Consider the following 19,660-nt stretch of genomic DNA (forward strand, 5'->3'; position numbering starts at 1 on the left):
AAAAGAGCAGATAGTCCGCTCTTTTATGATGCCTCCTTATGTTCCGTGGAATGTTTAACACTCCCCAGTCTCTTTAGTTTATTCCACCCTACCGCTACTCCTCGAAGCGATGAGAATATAGATTTAATGACAACATAAGTCATAAATTGACGATAAATAAAACGTTGTAAAATTAACCATACTAATGGTTTCGGATTTTCTTCCTCTAATTTAAATGCGAACAGAGAAGCGAAAAGATCCATTAAAAAGAATACAAAATAAAATCCTAAAACTTTTAGCGGATTACTACTAAATAGTCCTATAATCATTAATATATCTGCAAAAGGAGCAATGAATTGCAGAACATATTGGAATAACCACATGTTAGGCAGTGCAATAAACCCTAACGTTTTATGTTTTGAATTACACAACGCTTTTCGATGTTTCCAAAGACATTGAAGTGTACCATATGACCAACGATATCGCTGTTTAATGAGACTTTTCACATCCTCAGGTGATTCCGTAAAAGCATGCGCTTTTTCTTCATATACAATTCTATGCCCTTGACGTAAAAATGTAATAGTAAGATCGGTATCTTCTGCTAATGTATCTTCGCTTAAATATCCAGATTCAACTACATTCTTCTTGCGCCACGCCCCAATAGCTCCTGGAACTACTGTAATACAATTTAACTCATCAAAAGCTCTACGTTCTAAATTAAACCCTGTAATATACTCAACATGTTGCCAAGTAGTTAACAAATTCCGTCTATTCCCCACTTTGACATTACCTGAAACTGCAGCTACATTCTGATCTTCAAAGTGTCTAACCATTAAAGAAATAGCGTCTTGCGCAATAATAGTATCCGCATCTAAAGTGACAATGATTTCTCCTCGCGATTGTTGAAACCCTAGGTTCATTGCCGATGATTTCCCGCCATTTCCTTTCTGAATGAAACGAACTTTAGGGTGTTTATAAAATGTTTCTTTCATTACTTTTGACGTACCATCTGTCGATCCGTCATCCACAACAATAACTTCAAATTCTCTATAATTACTATTCAAAATTGAGTGAATCGTCTTGGCTATCACCTTTTCTTCATTATATGCCGCTATGACAACACTAACAAAAGGTTGATAAGACGAATTAATATAGCGAGATAACGTTTTTCTTTTCTGCTTCCATGCAAAATAAATTAAGAATAAAAATCGAAAAATCCCTAATCCAATAGCAATATAAAAAATAGTAGTTAATATATGTTTAAAGTATCCCGCTCCTGAAAAGACAGCTTTATTGTAAAGTAAATATTGCTTCCCCTCAGAAGAAACAGGAGGCATAATTTCATCTCGTTCTTTATTCATTAAATCTGAAATTGTTACAAAACTATATCCATGCTTTTTTAGGTCTTTAATAATGATTGGGAGCGCCTCTACTGTATGTGTACGATTCCCTCCCGCATCATGGAGAAGAATAATATTTCCCTCTCCCTTATAAATGGGATTAAGAGCACGCTTTACTAATTCATTTGTTGATGGTGTTGCCCAGTCTTCGGGATCAACTTTTTCCGCTACCATTGTATAGTTCATATTTTGTGCACGTAAAATAGGCAATATTTCATTTGATGAATCCGGGTTAGCATCCGCTTCATATGGCGGTCTAAATAAAACCGTAGAATGTCCAGTTACTTCCTGAATTAAACGTTGCGTCGTATTAAGTTCTACTTTCGTTCGCAGTAAAGACGTATCAGCTATGTTAGGATGCTTGAAAGTATGATTGCCAATTTCATGCCCTTCATCGTATATTCTTTTTACAATACTAGTATTTAGTTGTGCGTTTTCACCAAGTACAAAAAAAGCAGCTTTTATTTGATTCTCTTTTAATATATCTAAAATTTCTGGCGTATATTTCGGGTCTGGTCCATCATCAAATGTTAATACTACTTGTCTCCCATTTGGTTTTCCATATCGTTGCACTTCATATGCAGATGGTAAGGATTGATATACTTCATCTGTAAGGTAACCATCTTTGCCTACTTTAAAATCTCTCAATCCATTTTTTCTTTCATTCTCAATCTGTAAAATTTCACCTTGTCCAGAATAATTTACTTCATCTAAACTATTGATTTTATGTAATACATTAGGATTTTTTTGTACCTCAATCGGATTTTTTAAAACTTTCCATATTGTAGGATCTTCTGCTCCTAATCTCCATAGCGCAAATCCATTTACATTATTGTCCATTGCGATTTTCACTTGATTATAGAGAGTAACGCCATCTAAGAACCAAGCAGTATGTTCTTTCTCTCCTGTTTTATATCTAAAATAAGGGTTCCCACTAATCTTATCCCATTGAATTTTCATATTTGAATCATGAGCCATTGCCATAACTTCTGAGAAAGTTAAAGATTTCGCAGCTTCTTTACTATTTACTTCCCAATCATACCCATAGTTACCGAAAGCAACTATAAGTTTATTAGACGGAATATTCAGTTCTTTCAATGTATGTTGGAACCACTTATTTGAAGCAATTGGTCCTGGTTCCCCGGCTCCATAGTGCTCATCGTACATCATTACAATCATTCGATCTATTATTTTTGCTAACGCACTATAATCAAAAGCCTTATCATTAGCTGGAACATCTTGTGTAACGAGCAAATCATGTTGATGAAATTCCGTAGTAAGTTCTTTCATAAAATTTGTTAAGTTTTCTCTATCACTTTCAGGTACGGCCTCAAAGTCAATATTAATTCCTGAAAAATGATTCTTTTTAACTTGGCTTACTAAATCATTAATAAACTTTGTCTTTACATCATTTGAGGAATTCAGTAACTTATGAATTAGCCCACTATCAGGACCAGAAGCTTCCTCAGTATAATTAGTAAGCAAAGGCATAATCTTCACTTGATTTTTTTCTGCCAACTTTACTATCTCAGGTTTGATTTCACTTCTAATCGTTAAATCTGCTTTTAAATGATACCACTCTGGTACTAACGTAGTTAAGGAATCGATATTTTCTTTTAAAGAAGCGGTACTATTTTCATCCCAGTTTACATAAAAACCATACACTTCTTTAGGTTGTTTACTATCCTTCGGCGGATTCACCAAATTTTCATTATCCTTCGTTCCGGTATTTGGGTTAAATTCTTCCTTCTTTAACTGCTGATCACTAAGTTTTTGATTAATTGGTACAAGTTTAGTATCTTGTTGTACAGCGGTATTCATATTTGGAATTTCTGGTGTTGAAAAAATACTTTGAAAGAAAAAATAAAATAAAACACCTACACTAACTATTGAGATACATAGAAACGAAATAAAGGCTATGTTTCTCCTTCCTTTCGGATCATAAAAAACAGGTTTTTCTTTATCTTTCTCTTGTTGAATGTTTTTCTCCATTATATTTTTCACATACTCCTTCTTAATAGAACTATAAAATAATAAAGTGCAACTTTAATCAGCCCTCACCAATTGGGCATTTACAAGCAGCCCAACTCCCACCTAACTTCTTTGCTCCAGCCAAATTTTGAGATGGGAGTTTTACTGCCCACAATAGCGAGAGAAATCCTTTTAGCTTTGAAATGAATCTCTCACTTCCATATTCTATTGATTCTTCTTTTCATTCCCTTGCTGGTGGCCTCTATTTTCTTGTTGAGACCCCCTACCGTTGTTCCCTTGCTCGTTTCCGTCATTTTCTTTCTGGGATCCTCTTCCATTGTTCCCTTGCTGATTCCCGTTATTTCCTTGTTGAGGATCTCTTCCATTGTTCCCTTGCCCATTTCCATTATTCCCTTGTTGAGACCCTCTTCCGTTGTTCCCTTGCTCGTTCCCATTATTTCCTTGTTGAGACCCTCTTCCGTTGTTCCCTTGTCCATTTCCATTATTCCCTTGTTGTGATCCTCTTCCGTTGTTCCCTTGCCCATTTCCATTATTCCCTTGTTGTGATCCTCTTCCGTTGTTCCCTTGCCCATTTCCATTATTTCCTTGTTGTGATTCTCTTCCGTTGTTCCCTTGCTGATTCCCATTATTTCCTTGTTGAGCTTCTCTACTGTTATTCTCCTGTTGATTCCCTCTATTTTCTTGCTGAGATCCTCTTCCATTGTTTTCTTTTATTTGCTTCGATGGCTGTCCCTCTGTTTTCTTTTGTTCTTTCTGCTCTTGCTTTTCATATTTTTTTTCTTTTACAGGAGATAAATCCATTGATGCATCAGGAGATGACTCCGGCTGTGATTGCACCTCTTCTTCATTTTCCACCGGATTAGGCGGCGTGGCAGGAGGAGTAAGCGATTTGTTTTTCTCATTCTCTTGCTTTATATAGACACCTGTGCCAATTCCAGCTTTTCTAGCATTCTCTCGTACTTGCATCGTGCTACTTTGATATTCAACTGTAATATGTTTTAACTCATATTCTTTCTTCAATTCTTTCATTGCCTTTTCTAACTGTGGTTCTAGCGCCTTGTCCTTTGCAACTGCTGTTAGCATAACTTGCTTATCATTCGTTAAATACTTATCCTCTTGACTTTGCTTTATAATAGTACGTATTACTTCTTGTAATTGTTTATTTTCCCATTGCTTCAATTCTTTTAAAATACGCCTTCCATCATCATTACAAGCCTGTAAATCTATAACACGAAAATCCTTCGTTACGCTCACCTCTAAACTTGGATTTATATCAACTGAGACGTAAGCAAATACTTTTTCTTCTGGTTGGTTGTAGAAAAACAGCACTGCAAATAGAAAACAAGCAACAAGTATTGATGCAGGTTTTAGAAAGGAAGGGATCGAAAAATGCGATGCTTTTTGTTCTTGCTCATCAAATGAGATTTCCTCCCCGATCATGCAAGAATCCCCTTTTCTTTTACACGTAATAAACTCTCCATTTGGTGTTAAAACAACTACGCTATGCTTTTTTATATCCATCACAATTCCTTTATTCATCATGCTTTTCCCCTCTTATGTAATCCAGAATATATGTATAGTTGTTTGCAAAAATAATACACATTGCAATAATGTATTTTCTATGTCGTTCCAACGTTTTACGACTTATCCTAACACGCGGTTCAATATGTTTAAGCGGTAACTTTTTCTTTCGGAACAGCTCTTCCATCATTTCCTCTTCTTTTATAATAATTTTTACAATTTCTATTAAGTGCTCACGCGTATCACGATGCTTAGGAGATTCTTTAGCAAGCTCTGAGAATGTGATTTTAAACTCAGCTAGCACACTTTGAAAATGAAGAATTTCCTCCTTACGGTTACTATTTTCCATCTCTTTCATATACTCTGTAAGCGACACTTGCATTTCTAACATTTCCTCTTGCTCATCTTCTTTTAAAAAGACAAAGTTATGTTTAGACTCCTTACGTATATAGTCAATTACATCTCTTTTTATAAGAAGATCAGCAAACGCTAAAAAGGATTTTCCTTTTGTATAGGAATACTGTTCAATTGCTTCGTTAAACGCAAACAATCCAATGCTATATTCATCATCCTGTTCTGTAATATATCGGCGGCAGACAGATGAAATTGATTTTCTAATAAAAGGCTGATACTGTACGATAAATGCTTCTTTATCTGCTTCGTTGTTTTGTATGTTACATACGATATCTTCTATTTTCGGTTTTCTTAAGATCTTCATTACTAAACTCAACACTTGTAATCTCCCAGCCTCCTTCAAATAGCAAAATGGCCACTACAAAAGTGACCATTTAACCAGATTTTCTTGGTACTTTTCTTCGGTCTTGTTTTCTTGCTGTTAGTTATATTTTTCGAGTCTAACTTTTTCCAACGTTTTCTTAATGATTTTCCTTTTCTCTCGGCACTACAGTTAGGTTTGTATTTTTATCTACTTTCTTATTTTCTACCGTTCGTTTTGCTTATTCTTTTTCTATTTTATCTGCAATCCTTGAATAACTCTCCTCTATACCATTGGTAATTTCATCCTTTTATTTTGGATGCCCACCTAATCTAGTAATTTTATTAATGCTTTATATTCTTTCATAGTCATTTTTCTTCTATTTATTTTCTTCACTATACATATTCGGAGGAATACATAGTTTTATGGGGGTCAAAAAATATTTTCATAAAAAAATACATATTTATTTCAAAAATAAAAACCACCAATTTGAAAAAGGATAATCAAATTGGTGGTTTTCTTATAATATCTATTAAATTAAGTTGGATTCTCATTATATCTAAAAAAGTACTAGCTATCCTCTTCTGATTTTCTCCATTTTTATCTTTCTTGGTTATCATAATATGTCTTATCTGCGTATTTTCTATCATTTCCTTTTAGATAAGCTAAAATTACTTTTGGATTTTTAAGTAAAGTCCAGTCTCCATATGTATCAAATCTTCTGCATGAAGTTATCATTCCATTTTTAATAGTACCGAATTTCTTATTTTTTTTCTTTCCCCACTCTTTTAAACGTTTAGCGAAATCTGCATCTTCTGCCATAAGCATGTTTTCATTAAATCCGTTGATTGCCATAAAGTCTTTTCTATAGCACCAAAAAATCCCTACAGATATAGCTCCGTACTTAAAAAGTAAGGGGATTATGATTAACATTGCGGAGAGAAATATTCCTAAAGATATTCTTTCAAACTTACCATTCACCCCACCACCAATGTATGTACCTGAAGCTAAATATTTATCCACATTAAACAACATAGACTCTGTCATTATGGTATCAGCGTCTATAGTAACGATTATTTCTCCACTAGCTATTTTAGCCCCTGCATTTCGAATTTTAGATAAGTTTTTATCGTTATTTTTCAATGTAACACAATTATAAGATTTTGCTATTTCCTCTGTTTTATCTGTACAACGATTTAAAACAACTATAACTTCCGTTTGCTCTTTATATGCCTCTGATGCCTTTGCAATTGAATCTAAACATTTTCTAATGTACTTTTCTTCATTATGCGCAGGAATTATAATAGAAAACTTCACATCTTTTTTCAAATTAACTTCTAAAGATTCGTTTGTCTCAGTCATAATATTCCCCCCTTATTTTATAAGGTAAATATCTACTATACATAAATTATATTAATATTTATTAGGTTATATTATAGAAACTGAAGGTAAAGAGGCTCTTACTGTCGACGTTCAAAAGCAAGACGTACAGCAAGCCCCATTAAAACACTTGCCATAAGCCAACGCTGTACTCGTAGCCACGTCGGGCGTGTGCCAAACCATTTTGCAATTTTACTTGCTGTACATACAATTACAAGGTTAACTATAAAGCTAACAGTGATTTGCGTAAGTCCCAAAACTGCACCTTGAAAAAGCAACGATCCCTTCTCTGGATCTTCAAATTGAGGTAGAAGTGATACATACAAAATAGCAATCTTTGGATTCAAAAGTAACCTATCCGTAGAGCTACTAAAACTACTACGAATAAAGCAAAGCAACATGTAATATTTCGAATCCACTTTTGTATATCACCAAAATACCTTTCTATATATAGCGTTGATAGTAAGCATAAGAAATAAAACAAAGAAAGAAAGGCAGCGAGGTATAGGTCCATTTTTATCTTCATGGCTGGAATTATACTCCTTACCAAACTTCTAAATGAAATGTATAGCTAAGTAGTTACCTTATTTTTCAAAAAAATTCTGATTATTTCTTTTTCACTTCTTCTACAAATTCCCATGTCTCTCCGTTATCTTTTGATTGATAAAGTGCACTACTATCGCCATTGTAGTCTCCATCTGCCCCTTGTCCAACTAACATATTAAAAACCCCATCTTTCTCATATGGCATACTAGGTGAATCAAAAGGACTTATTGTGGACTGTGTATGATCTAATTTCACTTCATGCGGCGGATATTCTACCTTTTTAAAAGATACTCCCCCATCATCTGTGCGATATAACTCTCCTTCATTACCAGAAGGCCTAATTGCTCCTAAAAACCCAAGTTTATCATTTATAAAAGTGATTCCTGATACACTACCAATCCCCCCATTAAATGGGTCTGGATTGATAACCTCCCATGTTTTCCCTTCATCACTAGTCTTGCTTAATGAATAAAAGGCGCTCCCTAATGCTTTATCTGTCATATTTAGTTTATAACCAACTTCTTTCGATAGGAAAAACTGTTCTTTTTCATTCTTTAAATCTTGTTGTTTCTTCTCTTTAAGCATATCTTCTTTTGGAGGCGTCTTTGATTTACTCCAACTTGCGTCACTTATTAAATTATATCTAGCAGGGACTAGCTCTTGCTCTTTTCCAGGGACAAATATAGATACAGTATATCCAATGATATCAGAAGCTGCTTTTTTAAGACTCTGTCCCTTACCATCCTCAGTAATATTAATAATTCCCTCTGTATTGGATCCCCAATTTCTTTTTCCATAATAAATCAACCCATACTTACTTTCATTCCATTTTCTAACCGTTTGCTTAACTGGAATCGCCTTAACCGTTTCAATTAAAGGTTCTACTAATTTATCATCATTATAATCAGGCTTTGCGTATCCGTCTCGTATTATAGTAATATCTTCTGACTTCTTCTTATTATAAGAGATTAAATAAGTTTCTTCTTTCCCATCATCATTTTTCCCATAAACAAATGTATCAAACGCTGTGATTGTTCCATCTGAATGAAATGTAAGATCAAAATCAGTTGCCATATACAATTTCTTTGGCAAAGGATATTTTTTATTTATATCTTCAAAAATACCTTCTACTCCAGACTTATATATATTATTATGTTTAAGTTTAACTGACCTTTCATGTTTTAACTTTTCTATAAACCATGCCAATTTACCATTGTAATTTATTGCACTTTTATAAATCTGCATCCCATAAAATGATGTAATTGCAACAATAATGATAATAGAAATGGATCTCCATGCTATTGAATTTGTTAATTTTTTAGATTCATATTCTCTATTTTTTATCACCCGCATTGTAGTAAATGTAGTTATGGATATAAAAAGTACTATACATAATAACAAAATGTAAATATTATAATTCATTCTTCCGTACTTACAGTATAAGGCCAACTCATAACAAAAAATTCCGTATACAATTATTAGTATTGGATTTGTTACTAATGACAGAAGTATCCTTTTTGTATTTTCTCTAAATATAGAAACCACCCCTAATTACATGAATTACTGATATTAAGTATACTTTATTGTAAAGTAACAAAAAAGCTATTTAATCTTGCCGCAAAAAATACAATAGACATCTTTCTATTAAAGCCGTTTACAAATCTAGTTGTTTCATAGACAATGGATTTTTGAGTGAATACTAAAGTTGCTTCATTTATATGAATTACAAATCCAAGCATGATGCTTAATAAAAAAATAAATCCTGTCATACGCCCCTGTGTAATGGAACGAGAAATAAGATAAATCAAAATAGGCCCAGGTGAACAAACCATACTAAGTAAAACAAGCGCAAAAGCTAGCAAAGTACTCAGGCTCACCATAAACCTTCCTTCTTTATCTTACATAAAATTTCCTATTGTACATTTTATCATGATTGAGGAGAGAAAAGATTAATATAAACCGATGCAGCTAAGTAATAGTATCGGATCAAATGTAGTGTAATCACATACATATTTCTCATTCTCTTAAGTAAGGACTAAAAATAACCTATCCATAGAGCTACTAAAACCACTACAAATAAAGCAAAGCAACATGTAATATTTCGAATCCACTTTTGTATATCACCAAAATACCTTTCTATAAATATAGCGTTGATAGTAAGCATAAGAAATAAAACAATGTAAGTAAAAGATCCCAATTTATCGTTAAATTTTTCATTAGTAAATGTACTTACATGAAGGAATAGAAAAACAAACGTTACTATGAATAGCTCAAATAATCTTTTTTTATTCAATCTGCCACCACCTTACAGCAATTCCCTTTTATTCCATTTCATCAGAACATACTGTGTAGCAGTATATGAATATTATATTCATTTCAAAAAGGCCAACAATACAAGATCGTTAGCCTCTACTTTCTATATTCGCACCTTTTATCACTTTACTTCCTAACAACCGGAATCCACATTTCACCAAATACTAAGCCATTTCTCTGTCCCATCTCAACCGTTGTATTCGGTCCACCAACGTAGGCAAAATCCTTTGCTTCTGGTAAAGCTTGACCGAAGGCGATGCCAGTAAGCTTATTACTTAGCTCTTTAGCCGTTTTGTCTTCCCCTTTCACTACTAAGTATTCTCCCCTCGGAAACTGAATCACTCTAGATTCTTCTTCTATTTGTGCTTCTGTCATGACACCCGCATAATACATCATTTTGTTATTCACCGCTTCGCTCACGGAAAAAATGTATTCATTTGTAGCTAAAGCTTTTAAAGTGTCCAGCCTTCCATCTTCTTTAACAGCCGACCAAAAGTCTTCCTTTTCTTTATTTATTCCAGCAAAGTCTGTGTATTCACTCTTAATTTCAGTTCCAATACCTAACACAATAAAGCTATCTTTTTCTTCTATAGAATAATTTTTCATATTCAAAACCTGCCTCTTTTTTTATTAATCAAACGATTTATCTTTTCATCTGATACGTTTATAATACCTTTAAACCATGTCAAAAAATGATACTGTTTAGGAGACTAAAATGAAAAAAGTTGAACGGATTAATACAATTATGCGGTATATCAACAACCGCTCTCACTTTACAATTTCTGAAATTATACAAGAATTTAACATATCACGGTCGACAGCTATTAGAGACATTAGAGAAATTGAAGCTATGGGAATGCCACTTGTCGCTGAAGTTGGGAGGACCGGGGGATATTTTGTTATGCACAACTCTATCCTGCCCGTTGTTCGCTTTACTGATAATGAAGTGAAAGCTCTTTTTATTGCCTTTATGGCTACAAGGAATCAACAACTTCCCTACCTAAAGAGTCGTCAATCTTTAGCCGAAAAACTACTAGGACTCATCTCAGAAACCCAGCAAGATGATCTCGTTCTTTTAAATCAACTCTTGCTTTTCCAAGGGACTAACCCTCATAATCCCGATCTACTTGAGCTTTCTGATCTCCCCCATCCTATGTTAGAAAAACTCATTCAAATCCTTCTTTTGGATAACCATTTATTGATTACTATGAAAGAAGATGAAGAAATCAAGTCTTATCCAATTTATCTATTGCACCTTTATCAAGAAAAAAGCCATTGGATCATTGAAGGGTTTGACTTAAAAAAAGAAAAGAAGATGATGTTTCCTGTCGATGATCTCATTAATATCGAACCATACACGACGAACAAAAGGCTAAATAAGAAAAAGATTTTAGAAAAACTAAGTAAGAAGGACGAAGCAATTAACCTTGTATTTGAACTTGGTCCGACAGCAATTGCCCAGTTCAAAAAATACCATCCTTTAAAAATTTCAATATCTTATACTAATCCTTACCAATCCACAGCCATTTTACAAACTTTTATCAATGTTAACAATCCCGATGAAATGACGGAAATAATAAATTGGCTGCTTTTTCTAGGGAAGGATATTAAAATCAAAGAAATTCCCGATGAAGTATTAGCAGATTTACAAAAACGAGTGTGCTTATACATTCCATAAGCAGTGAGCCTCAAATATTAAGCTTTATGGACAATTATTCTATTTTTAAATACCATTTCATTTACTACAATGAGAGCATGATAAATAATAAAAGCACGGAAAATCTCCCGTGCTTTTCTAAATATATATTATTCCTGAAGGTTTCGTTTATCTCGTTTCTTACCCTAACTGACGTTTAAATGCTTTACTGGCGAAAAAGTAAGAGATGACCATTATACCTACGCACCAAGCGAGCGCAATCCAAATATCGTTACCAACAGTTCCTTCATATAAAAGAGCACGAATCGCATTCACGATTGAAGTTACAGGCTGATTCTCCGCAAACACACGAACAATTTTTGGCATCGTTTCGGTAGGCACAAAGGCCGAACTAATAAATGGAAGAAAAACTAGCGGGTACGAGTAAGCAGTCGCCCCTTCCATAGACCTCGCTTTCAATCCTGGAATGATAGCTAGCCATGTTAGCGCCAGCGTAAACATCCCTAGTATCCCAGCTACTGCAAGCCAATCTAGAATATTAGCGCTGGAACGAAAGCCCATTAAGAGTGCAACAAGAATAACCACCACGATAGTAAGTACATTAGCAACAAGAGAGGTTAAAACGTGAGCCCACAATATCGATGAGCGCTTAATAGGCATCGTAATGAAACGTGCCATCAGCCCACTCTTTACATCCGTAAAGAGTCGCACGGAAGTGTAAGCTACACCGGATGCGATAGCCATTAGCAAAATTCCCGGCAATAAATAATTGACGTAATTTTCCGTTCCTGTTTTTATTGCGCCGCCAAACACGTAGACAAATAATAGCATCATCATAATCGGCGTAATCGCTACTGTAATAATTGTATCCGGGCTGCGCATAATGTTACGCATTAAACGACCTAGTAATACACCTGTTCTACTTTTCATTTACATCTCCTCCTTTTTACCAATGATCGCAAGGAAGATTTCTTCCAATGTCGGTTGCTTTTCGATATACTCTACTTTTGCTGGCGGGAACATCTCTTTTAGTTCAGCAAGAGTACCTGTCGTAATAATTTTTCCGCCATGCAAAATAGCGATACGGTCTGCTAGTTGTTCGGCTTCTTCCAAGTACTGAGTCGTAAGCAAAATCGTTGTGCCGCTACCAGCAAGTTCCTTGACTGTATCCCACACTTCGATTCGCGCTTCAGGATCAAGTCCAGTCGTTGGTTCGTCAAGAAAAATAACTGCTGGCGCCCCAATCAAACTCATCGCGATATCAAGCCGGCGCTTCATCCCGCCTGAATACTGATCTGCCCTTTGGTTTGCCGCATCAGTCAGGCTAAATCTTGCAAGTAGATTGTCAGCAACTTGAGCGGGATTGGAAACACCACGTAATTTGGCGATCATTATCAAGTTTTCCCTCCCAGTCAGCATACCGTCTAAAGCTGCGAACTGCCCTGTCAAACTGATACTTTGACGAACATGATCTGGTTGACTCTGTACATCAAATCCACAAATACTTACTTCACCGCTATCTTGCTTCATTAGTGTCGAAAGGATGTTGACCGTTGTCGTCTTTCCCGCTCCATTTGAGCCTAGCAGCGCGAAAATTTCTCCACGCTGCACCTCAAAATCTACCCCTTTTAAAACTTCCTTGTCTTTAAAGGATTTTTTCAAGCCTTTTACAGAAATCACTGCATGACTCATACTTTTTTCCTCCCTATAAAAATGTTTTGCGTAGACTATTTATTTACCTCTATCTATTTAGTATCACTGATATTCTGTATTACTTAGTACCGAATTAAAAATATAACTGAATAGCTATGATGGCAATTCATATGTGTAACCAGCTAATCAGTCGGTACTACTTATTCCATTTATTTTTTTCTCAATTTCTTCATAATACTTTCATTCAAATCTTCACGATACTTGGAGACGTAAGTTTTAGCATTTGCCACTAGTTCGTCAGCAAAGGAAGCCACGTCATCCCCAGTAATGTCAAGCACTTGTCTTCCTTCCGCTGCACCCGCTTCGAACAAATCGATTAATTCATACTGTATGTGTAACATATCCATCCCGTTACCCGCTGAAAAATTCCACATGTAGTTTTGAATTTTCTTAAATACAAATTGGTAGTCCTCTGGCAGAGCCTCAACTCGTGCCATCATCATTTTGTACTCTTTTTTATCACCAATTAACTTTTTGAACATTTCTAACATCTTATTTTCCTCCTTTTTTATAAAACCGAACAAGAAATTCTCAAAATATCGGCCGGAACATTTTATCTTATGAACCTATTTTGACTTCAAGACGTTAATTTTTGACGATACAAAATCCCATTTTTTCCAAAACAATTCAAGCTCCTGGCGGCCTTCTTCATTTAATGAATAAAACTTACGAGGCGGTCCCATATCTGATGGTTTCTTTTCAATATTCACAAGCTTTTTCTTCTCTAATCGTACGAGGATGGTATACACCGTACCTTCCACAACTTCGGTAAACCCAAGATCATTCAGGTGGCGGGTAATCTCATAGCCATACGTTTCACGGCGACTAATGATTTCCAGTACACACCCTTCCAGTGAACCTTTCAGCATTTCAGTTAAATTTTCCATGTCCTGATCCTCCTTTACCCCCTATTCTGTCTGACTTATATTCAGTATCACAGAGTACTAAGGCGAATTTTTTACTGAATAGTTTTTGAGTAAAACCACACTATTCAGTATTACTTATTACAACTACATTGTATGACTAAGTAGCGATGAATGTCAACTGATTTTCAAATTTTTTCTATAATCCGCTATTACCTATTGTCTACTGAAAATATTTTGAGAAACAACACTACTCAGTATTGCTTATTACAACTACATTGTATGACTAAGTAGCGATGAATGTCAACTCGATTTTATATTTTTTTCTAAAATCAACTATTACCTATTCGATACAGCCTGTTTTCTTTTTTTTAATTTCCCCATACCTATCCCACTAAGAAAAGAAACTACCCCAAAATAAAAATTCTACATTTTTGTTTTGGGGCACTATACTATACCAAAGTTAATAAATATGGCTAGCTCTTCTTATTTAATAAGACAGATCATTTTTTATTACGATAACATCATAGCCATATCTTCTGCTGCATTTGTAATTAGTTTTAAACCAAATGTTTCTTGTAATACATCAAGCACGCCAGGTGAAATAAATTCAGGAGCCTTTGGACCGATGCGAATATCTTGAATTCCAAGACTAAATAGCCCGAGTAAAATGGCAACCGCTTTTTGTTCAAACCATGATAGCACAATACTTACTGGCAATTCATTCACTTCACATTGGAAAGCATCAGCTAATGCAGCTGCTATTTTCACTGTAGAAATGGAATTATTACATTGTCCTAAGTCGATGTAGCGCGGAATCTCGGTACCAGGTACAACACCGTAATCCACATCATTAAAGCGGAATTTCCCGCAAGAAGTTGTTAAAATAACTGTTTCTGGCGGAAGTGACGTTGCTAATTCACGATAATATTCTCCGCCTTTTCCCGGTGCATCACAACCGGCGATAACAAAGAAACGCTTTATCTTCCCCTCTTTTACTGCATTAATAATTTCCGGAGCTAATGATAATACTGTATTATGATGAAACCCTGTTACTAACTGTTCATCCGACTCCATATGTACTTCTGAAAGTTCTAGTGCTTTTTGAATCAATGGTGTAAAATCATCATTTTCAATTTTTTGTACACCCTCTAAACCTGCAATGTCATATGAAAAGAATCGATCAGAGTATGATCCTTTAATTGGCATAACACAGTTCGTTGTAGCTAATATGGCACCAGTAAATTTTTCAAAAAGGCGTCTTTGATCATACCATGCCTTACCGATGTTTCCTTTTAAATGTTTATATTTTTTCAGTTGCGGGTATCCGTGTGCTGGTAGCATTTCAGAATGCGTATAAATATTAATGTCTTTTCCTTCTGTTTGCTTTAATAGTTCTTCTAATGCAAATAAATTATGGCCCGTAACTACAATTGCTTTACCTTCTACACGATTTTGTGTAATTTGTACAGGCTCTGGCACACCAAAATGATTCGTATGTGCCTCATCCAATAACTCCATCACCCGTAAAGCTGATTTCCCAACTTTCATAGCCATATCAATATGCTCTTGTTCGTTAAAGTTAGAATTTGTTAATGTCATATATAAAGCTTCTTGTGTTGTAGCATCTACAAATGCATCCGTATACCCTAGCTGAGCAGCATGTGTGCGATAAGCTGCAATTCCTTTTAGCCCAAACACAATCGTATCTTGTAAACTCGCAATCGTTTCATTCTTGCCACAAACACCCATTACTTTACATCCGCCTGTTGGCGTTTGTTCACATTGATAACAAAACATATCATCCCACCCTCTCCCAATCATTCATTACACCTTAAGCATAATACCCATTGAAAAAAAGTGATGTGATATCAATCACAATAATATATAAAGATTTGTGACAGTTCATATTGTTGACATAATACTTTTATTGACATCCAAAAAATATACATTAGTGTGCACACATCTTTCGATACTTTTAAATAGCTAAATAATTAATTTGGAGAAATATATACAACGAAAAAATTTTTTTGAATCCCTTATACAAATAATTGCAATTCATCTCATATGAAAATAGCGTATTTTTTATTTTAAGGAACTATCATTTTTTTATTAAAGCCTTCATTGTAAACCTCTTTATTTACAATACATTTACACTATCTTAACATTACTTACATTATTTATATGATATATTTATATAGAAGCTACTTAAGAAATTTCATATACATTTTATCTTTATGATCTCTAATCTAATCAATAAAAAGATCATGTTATATTTTTATAACAGGGGTGAATTACGATGACTGAAACTTTAAAAACACTTATAATGCTTGATGCTACTTACGTTGTTATTGCAATTATGACAGTACTAGTATTTGTATACTTGGAATTAAAATCTCAGTAATATATGCTGACGTAATCGACAGATTCAGCATTTAAATATAGTTAGAAGAAAGAAAGGAGAAAATTATTTCTCCTTTCTTTTGTATTTCTACAATTTCTTATTTTAATAAATCCAATGTATGTAAAAGTAATCCCTTGTCTCCTACTTCTCCATGACCAGGTACTACCGAATTTATATTTCCATATCGCTTCAGCACATTCTCAATCGATGTAGACCATTCATTTACATACGCATCCGCAACATTTCCTAAATCTTTAGCTTCCGCAGATTTTACTAAACAGCCTCCAGCTAAAATTTGATATTGTGGCAACCAAACAACAATATTATCTTCTGTATGTCCTTTCCCTGGATAGAACGTTTCTACTTTTGTGTTGCCAAACTTCAAACTCATAATTGTTTGTAAATCTCCAAGCGGCTCTTCATATCCACTGTTCTTTGCTAGTTCTGCGGTTAATGCTGTACTATGCGCTTTAATGCCTCTTTCTTTCAACGCTGTTATTCCGCCAATTCGATCAGCGTGCGCATGTGTAATAATGACATCTGTTACGCGCTTCTGAAATTTCTTTTCTACCATTTCTATTAGTTCCTTCGTTAATTTGTTATCCCAAGAAGAATCAACAAGTACTAGCCCTTTAGAAGTATTAAGAACTAGACCGTTCGAAGGAACTGCTTCTCCATTAAAATAACCTAACTCCGTATGAACCCATACATTCTTGTTTAACTGAGATATTGAAATAGTTCCCGTCTCATTTTTGATTACTATTTGCTCTACCTTTTGTGATGCTTGTACAGAAGAAATCGTGCTAACAAATTGAGTTGTTCCTAGTAAACTTACACATAATCCTACTTTTAACAACGTATTCTTTTTCATGTTATCAACCCTTTCTTTCAAGCTAAATAGTTATTACCTATATTAGACAATTCATCTCAAATGTTTGTTCCATCTTCATTTGCATACTTTTATGTAATTAACAAAAAAGCGTACAAAATTTTGTACGCTTTAAAACTTAATCTTTCATTCCATAACTCTCAAACTCTTCCTCATTCCCATAAAATACATTCAAATCAATATGCTTTTCTTTTCCATTATAACCGCTTAATCTCCCGCGGTTCGTGTATTGCCAAAACGTCCATTTTCTCTCATCAGATAAACTCGGTTTTGTAAAAACACTACGAATCCATATATCACATTTTGGATACGCATCCTTTATATATAAATCATATGCCTCTTGCGTTGCATACAATATTACTTTCTTATCGTAATGTTTTTCTAGCATTTCAATCATGACCGCCAACTCTTTCGTAACATCTTCACGCTTAGGCGGATTATCTTTTTTGTTAGCGTAAAACTCAACATCAATCACGGGTGGCAGTGCTTGTTTATATTTTGGAACAGTTCGTATAAATTGCTCTGCTTGTGTTTCGCCCTTACTATCGAAACTAAAAAAATGATACGCTCCGATGCGTATATCTGTCTTATTCGCATTCCTCCAATTTTTCGAAAAGTACTCATCCACAAACGAACTTCCTTCAGTCGCCTTTATAAACGCAAACTTCATATTTTGCTTTTTTAACTCTCTCCAATCTATATCCCCTTGATACGATGCGACATCTACACCTTTTATTTCATACTTATCAGCACTTATTTGATTCGGAATGAATATGCCTTGAAAAACTAAGTAAACGACAACACTTATTACACTAATTAAAGTAAAGGTTCCTCCTATAAAAAGCTTCTTTTTCATTCATATCACCCATCTTTACAAATTAAAATTCTACTTACCATTCACGCTTTTTATTAATTTTCATTTTTTCTTTAAACGCCTTCTCTAAATCAATATTTAATTTATTTGCTAAATCACATACATTCCAAATTACATCAAACATTTCTAAACCGATTTCTCTTTTCGCATCTTGTATTGTATCACGCTTTAATATGACTTCCGCTAATTCACCTAATTCCGCCATCGTATATATCGTACGCTCTTCAATTGTTGTATCTTGAAATCCTTTTTCTTTACTGAAATTTGATACATACCTCTGAAACTCCACAATATTCATACTTAATCTCCCCTCATTATCAATACTCCATTTTTCTATTACACTTAAAACCAAAATTATATTTTGTTAAATTGTAACATTCGGACTATAATTTATTTATAGCCCATTAACGGAGGTGTTTGCAATGACTCTCTTCGCTTCACCAACATTATTTATAGTAGCAATCATTTCATTTGCACTAGCTTATTTCATCGGAGTAAAGCAGTACACTTGGCTCTTATCAGGATTCAACGAACGCCGCGTGCCTGATAAAGTGAAACTATCAAAAATAGTAGGTCTTTATAATTTAATTGCTGGTGTCATTGCGACAATCGGTAGTGTCTTCACTACGCCCAATGTCACAATCGTTATTCCTATCACTCTAATTGGACACTTTATAATCGCGGCTTATGTAAATACACGCATGGTGCAGTAAAAAAGATCACCCAAAAGGATGATCTTTTTTATAATTTATCAACATATTGCTTCGCTTCTAGTAAGGAAAAACCAAAAGCTTCTCTTACTCTCTTAACTGCTGTAATTTTTTTGCCTTCTTCTACAAGCTGGCGTAGTTCTTTATTAATTTCAGGTTCTCTTTCTATAATTCCCATTTCTTTCGTAATTAATTGTAATCTATCTTCAATTCTCTTTAAACGCGCATCATTTTTCTTTTCAATTGTAGTTAATTTTTCAGCGATATAAATGAAACCAACAGCTACTATCAGTATAACCATCCAGAATTCCATGAATGTTCCCCCTTACTAACTTTCATTTTCTTTATTCCACTAACTTATGTAAATTTTACCATAATAAACATTTAATGTATAATATCACTATATCAAACTGTTAATAAAACCTATTATTTTAGGGGGACACTTTATGAAAAGATTTTTAAATACGTTACTTCAATTTGTAGTTCTTTCAATCGTGCTACATTTGTTATTCGATATAGTTGGTTGGCTTGTTTTCAATGCACCAATTAAAAACAAACAAATCATCATTTCTTTAATAACAATCTCATGGGTTATGTACATGTACCGAGACAATTTTTTTCAAAAGTTCACTTCAAACTAACTAAAAAAGAAAACACTTCATTGGTGAATGACGAAGTGTTTTCTTTTTTTTACTACTGTATAA

19 protein-coding genes and 3 pseudogenes are annotated in these 19,660 nt (G+C 34.3%); 3 read left to right on the forward strand and 19 right to left on the reverse strand.

Translation table 11 applies throughout. The annotated features are described in order from the left end of the window. Nucleotides 1–23: 23 nt before the first annotated feature. From MHH55_RS11145 to MHH55_RS11190, 10 genes and pseudogenes are all read right to left on the reverse strand, one after another. Nucleotides 24–3,371 (reverse strand): glycosyltransferase, encoded by a 3,348-nt coding sequence (locus tag MHH55_RS11145; protein WP_226369001.1) that lies wholly within the window; start codon nt 3,369–3,371, stop codon nt 24–26. A gap of 204 nt (nt 3,372–3,575) precedes the next feature. After that, nucleotides 3,576–4,913, reverse strand: coding sequence for an anti-sigma factor domain-containing protein (locus tag MHH55_RS11150; protein ID WP_078186967.1), 1,338 nt, complete (start codon nt 4,911–4,913; stop codon nt 3,576–3,578). Further along, nucleotides 4,903–5,625 (reverse strand): RNA polymerase sigma factor SigI, encoded by a 723-nt coding sequence (gene sigI / locus MHH55_RS11155; RefSeq protein ID WP_078186968.1) that lies wholly within the window; start codon nt 5,623–5,625, stop codon nt 4,903–4,905. Before sigI ends, MHH55_RS11150 begins: the two co-directional genes overlap by 11 nt. Before the next feature lie 582 nt (nt 5,626–6,207). Then, on the reverse strand, nt 6,208–6,969 hold the full coding sequence (locus MHH55_RS11160; protein WP_078186969.1) for a glycosyltransferase: 762 nt from the start codon (nt 6,967–6,969) through the stop codon (nt 6,208–6,210). Between the two features lie 98 nt (nt 6,970–7,067). Beyond that, nucleotides 7,068–7,337: pseudogene (locus MHH55_RS11165) on the reverse strand (LysE family translocator); the annotation flags it as partial. After that, nucleotides 7,331–7,472 (reverse strand): annotated as a pseudogene (locus MHH55_RS11170) (DUF3963 domain-containing protein); the annotation flags it as partial. The pseudogenes MHH55_RS11165 and MHH55_RS11170, both read right to left, overlap by 7 nt. 121 nt (nt 7,473–7,593) lie before the next feature. Then, the gene (locus tag MHH55_RS11175; RefSeq protein WP_074048016.1) at nt 7,594–9,078 is read right to left on the reverse strand and encodes a WD40/YVTN/BNR-like repeat-containing protein; all 1,485 of its coding nucleotides are present in this window, start codon (nt 9,076–9,078) and stop codon (nt 7,594–7,596) included. A 169-nt stretch (nt 9,079–9,247) separates the two neighbouring features. Continuing rightward, nucleotides 9,248–9,413: pseudogene (locus MHH55_RS11180) on the reverse strand (LysE family translocator); the annotation flags it as partial. Between the two features lie 155 nt (nt 9,414–9,568). Then, nucleotides 9,569–9,826: a DUF3963 domain-containing protein gene (locus MHH55_RS11185; RefSeq protein ID WP_001036214.1), complete on the reverse strand. Its 258-nt coding sequence runs from the start codon at nt 9,824–9,826 to the stop codon at nt 9,569–9,571. Between the two features lie 146 nt (nt 9,827–9,972). Next, a complete protein-coding gene (locus MHH55_RS11190; RefSeq protein WP_002041563.1) occupies nt 9,973–10,452 on the reverse strand; it encodes a GyrI-like domain-containing protein in 480 nt (159 codons plus the stop codon). 109 nt (nt 10,453–10,561) lie between these two features. On the opposite strand from MHH55_RS11190, the gene MHH55_RS11195 reads away from it, so the two are divergent. Continuing rightward, nucleotides 10,562–11,524, forward strand: a complete 963-nt coding sequence (locus MHH55_RS11195; protein WP_063225552.1) for a helix-turn-helix transcriptional regulator — start codon at nt 10,562–10,564, stop codon at nt 11,522–11,524. Nucleotides 11,525–11,683: 159 nt separating this feature from the next. Here MHH55_RS11195 and MHH55_RS11200 read toward each other — a convergent pair whose 3' ends face one another. The 8 genes from MHH55_RS11200 to MHH55_RS11235 form a co-directional block, all read right to left on the reverse strand. Beyond that, nucleotides 11,684–12,433, reverse strand: a complete 750-nt coding sequence (locus MHH55_RS11200) for an ABC transporter permease (RefSeq protein WP_071731219.1) — start codon at nt 12,431–12,433, stop codon at nt 11,684–11,686. Further along, nucleotides 12,434–13,195, reverse strand: a complete 762-nt coding sequence (locus MHH55_RS11205; protein WP_071739348.1) for an ABC transporter ATP-binding protein — start codon at nt 13,193–13,195, stop codon at nt 12,434–12,436. It abuts the gene before it with no gap. A 170-nt stretch (nt 13,196–13,365) separates the two neighbouring features. Then, nucleotides 13,366–13,707: a DUF1048 domain-containing protein gene (locus MHH55_RS11210; protein ID WP_000891986.1), complete on the reverse strand. Its 342-nt coding sequence runs from the start codon at nt 13,705–13,707 to the stop codon at nt 13,366–13,368. Between the two features lie 75 nt (nt 13,708–13,782). Continuing rightward, on the reverse strand, nt 13,783–14,103 hold the full coding sequence (locus tag MHH55_RS11215; protein WP_000429488.1) for a PadR family transcriptional regulator: 321 nt from the start codon (nt 14,101–14,103) through the stop codon (nt 13,783–13,785). Nucleotides 14,104–14,592: 489 nt separating this feature from the next. Next, nucleotides 14,593–15,879, reverse strand: coding sequence for a hydroxylamine reductase (gene hcp, locus MHH55_RS11220; protein WP_078186972.1), 1,287 nt, complete (start codon nt 15,877–15,879; stop codon nt 14,593–14,595). A 701-nt stretch (nt 15,880–16,580) separates the two neighbouring features. Then, nucleotides 16,581–17,354: a BcII family subclass B1 metallo-beta-lactamase gene (gene bla2, locus MHH55_RS11225; RefSeq protein WP_078188016.1), complete on the reverse strand. Its 774-nt coding sequence runs from the start codon at nt 17,352–17,354 to the stop codon at nt 16,581–16,583. 136 nt (nt 17,355–17,490) lie between these two features. Next, a complete protein-coding gene (locus MHH55_RS11230) occupies nt 17,491–18,228 on the reverse strand; it encodes a glycoside hydrolase family 25 protein (protein ID WP_078188015.1) in 738 nt (245 codons plus the stop codon). A 34-nt stretch (nt 18,229–18,262) separates the two neighbouring features. Then, nucleotides 18,263–18,544 carry a MazG nucleotide pyrophosphohydrolase domain-containing protein gene (locus MHH55_RS11235; RefSeq protein ID WP_001028132.1) on the reverse strand — a complete coding sequence of 94 codons (282 nt, stop codon included), beginning with the start codon at nt 18,542–18,544 and terminating at the stop codon, nt 18,263–18,265. A gap of 124 nt (nt 18,545–18,668) precedes the next feature. On the opposite strand from MHH55_RS11235, the gene MHH55_RS11240 reads away from it, so the two are divergent. After that, on the forward strand, nt 18,669–18,959 hold the full coding sequence (locus MHH55_RS11240) for a DUF3784 domain-containing protein (protein ID WP_000171773.1): 291 nt from the start codon (nt 18,669–18,671) through the stop codon (nt 18,957–18,959). Nucleotides 18,960–18,987: 28 nt separating this feature from the next. Here MHH55_RS11240 and MHH55_RS11245 read toward each other — a convergent pair whose 3' ends face one another. Further along, entirely contained in the window at nt 18,988–19,269 is a 282-nt protein-coding gene (locus tag MHH55_RS11245; RefSeq protein WP_000397724.1) for a hypothetical protein, read from the reverse strand. Nucleotides 19,270–19,402: 133 nt separating this feature from the next. On the opposite strand from MHH55_RS11245, the gene MHH55_RS11250 reads away from it, so the two are divergent. After that, a complete protein-coding gene (locus MHH55_RS11250) occupies nt 19,403–19,597 on the forward strand; it encodes a hypothetical protein (RefSeq protein WP_000819661.1) in 195 nt (64 codons plus the stop codon). Nucleotides 19,598–19,660 lie beyond the last annotated feature (63 nt).

This window comes from Bacillus sp. FSL K6-2944 (genome assembly GCF_038005385.1).
GTDB lineage: Bacteria > Bacillota > Bacilli > Bacillales > Bacillaceae_G > Bacillus_A > Bacillus_A cereus.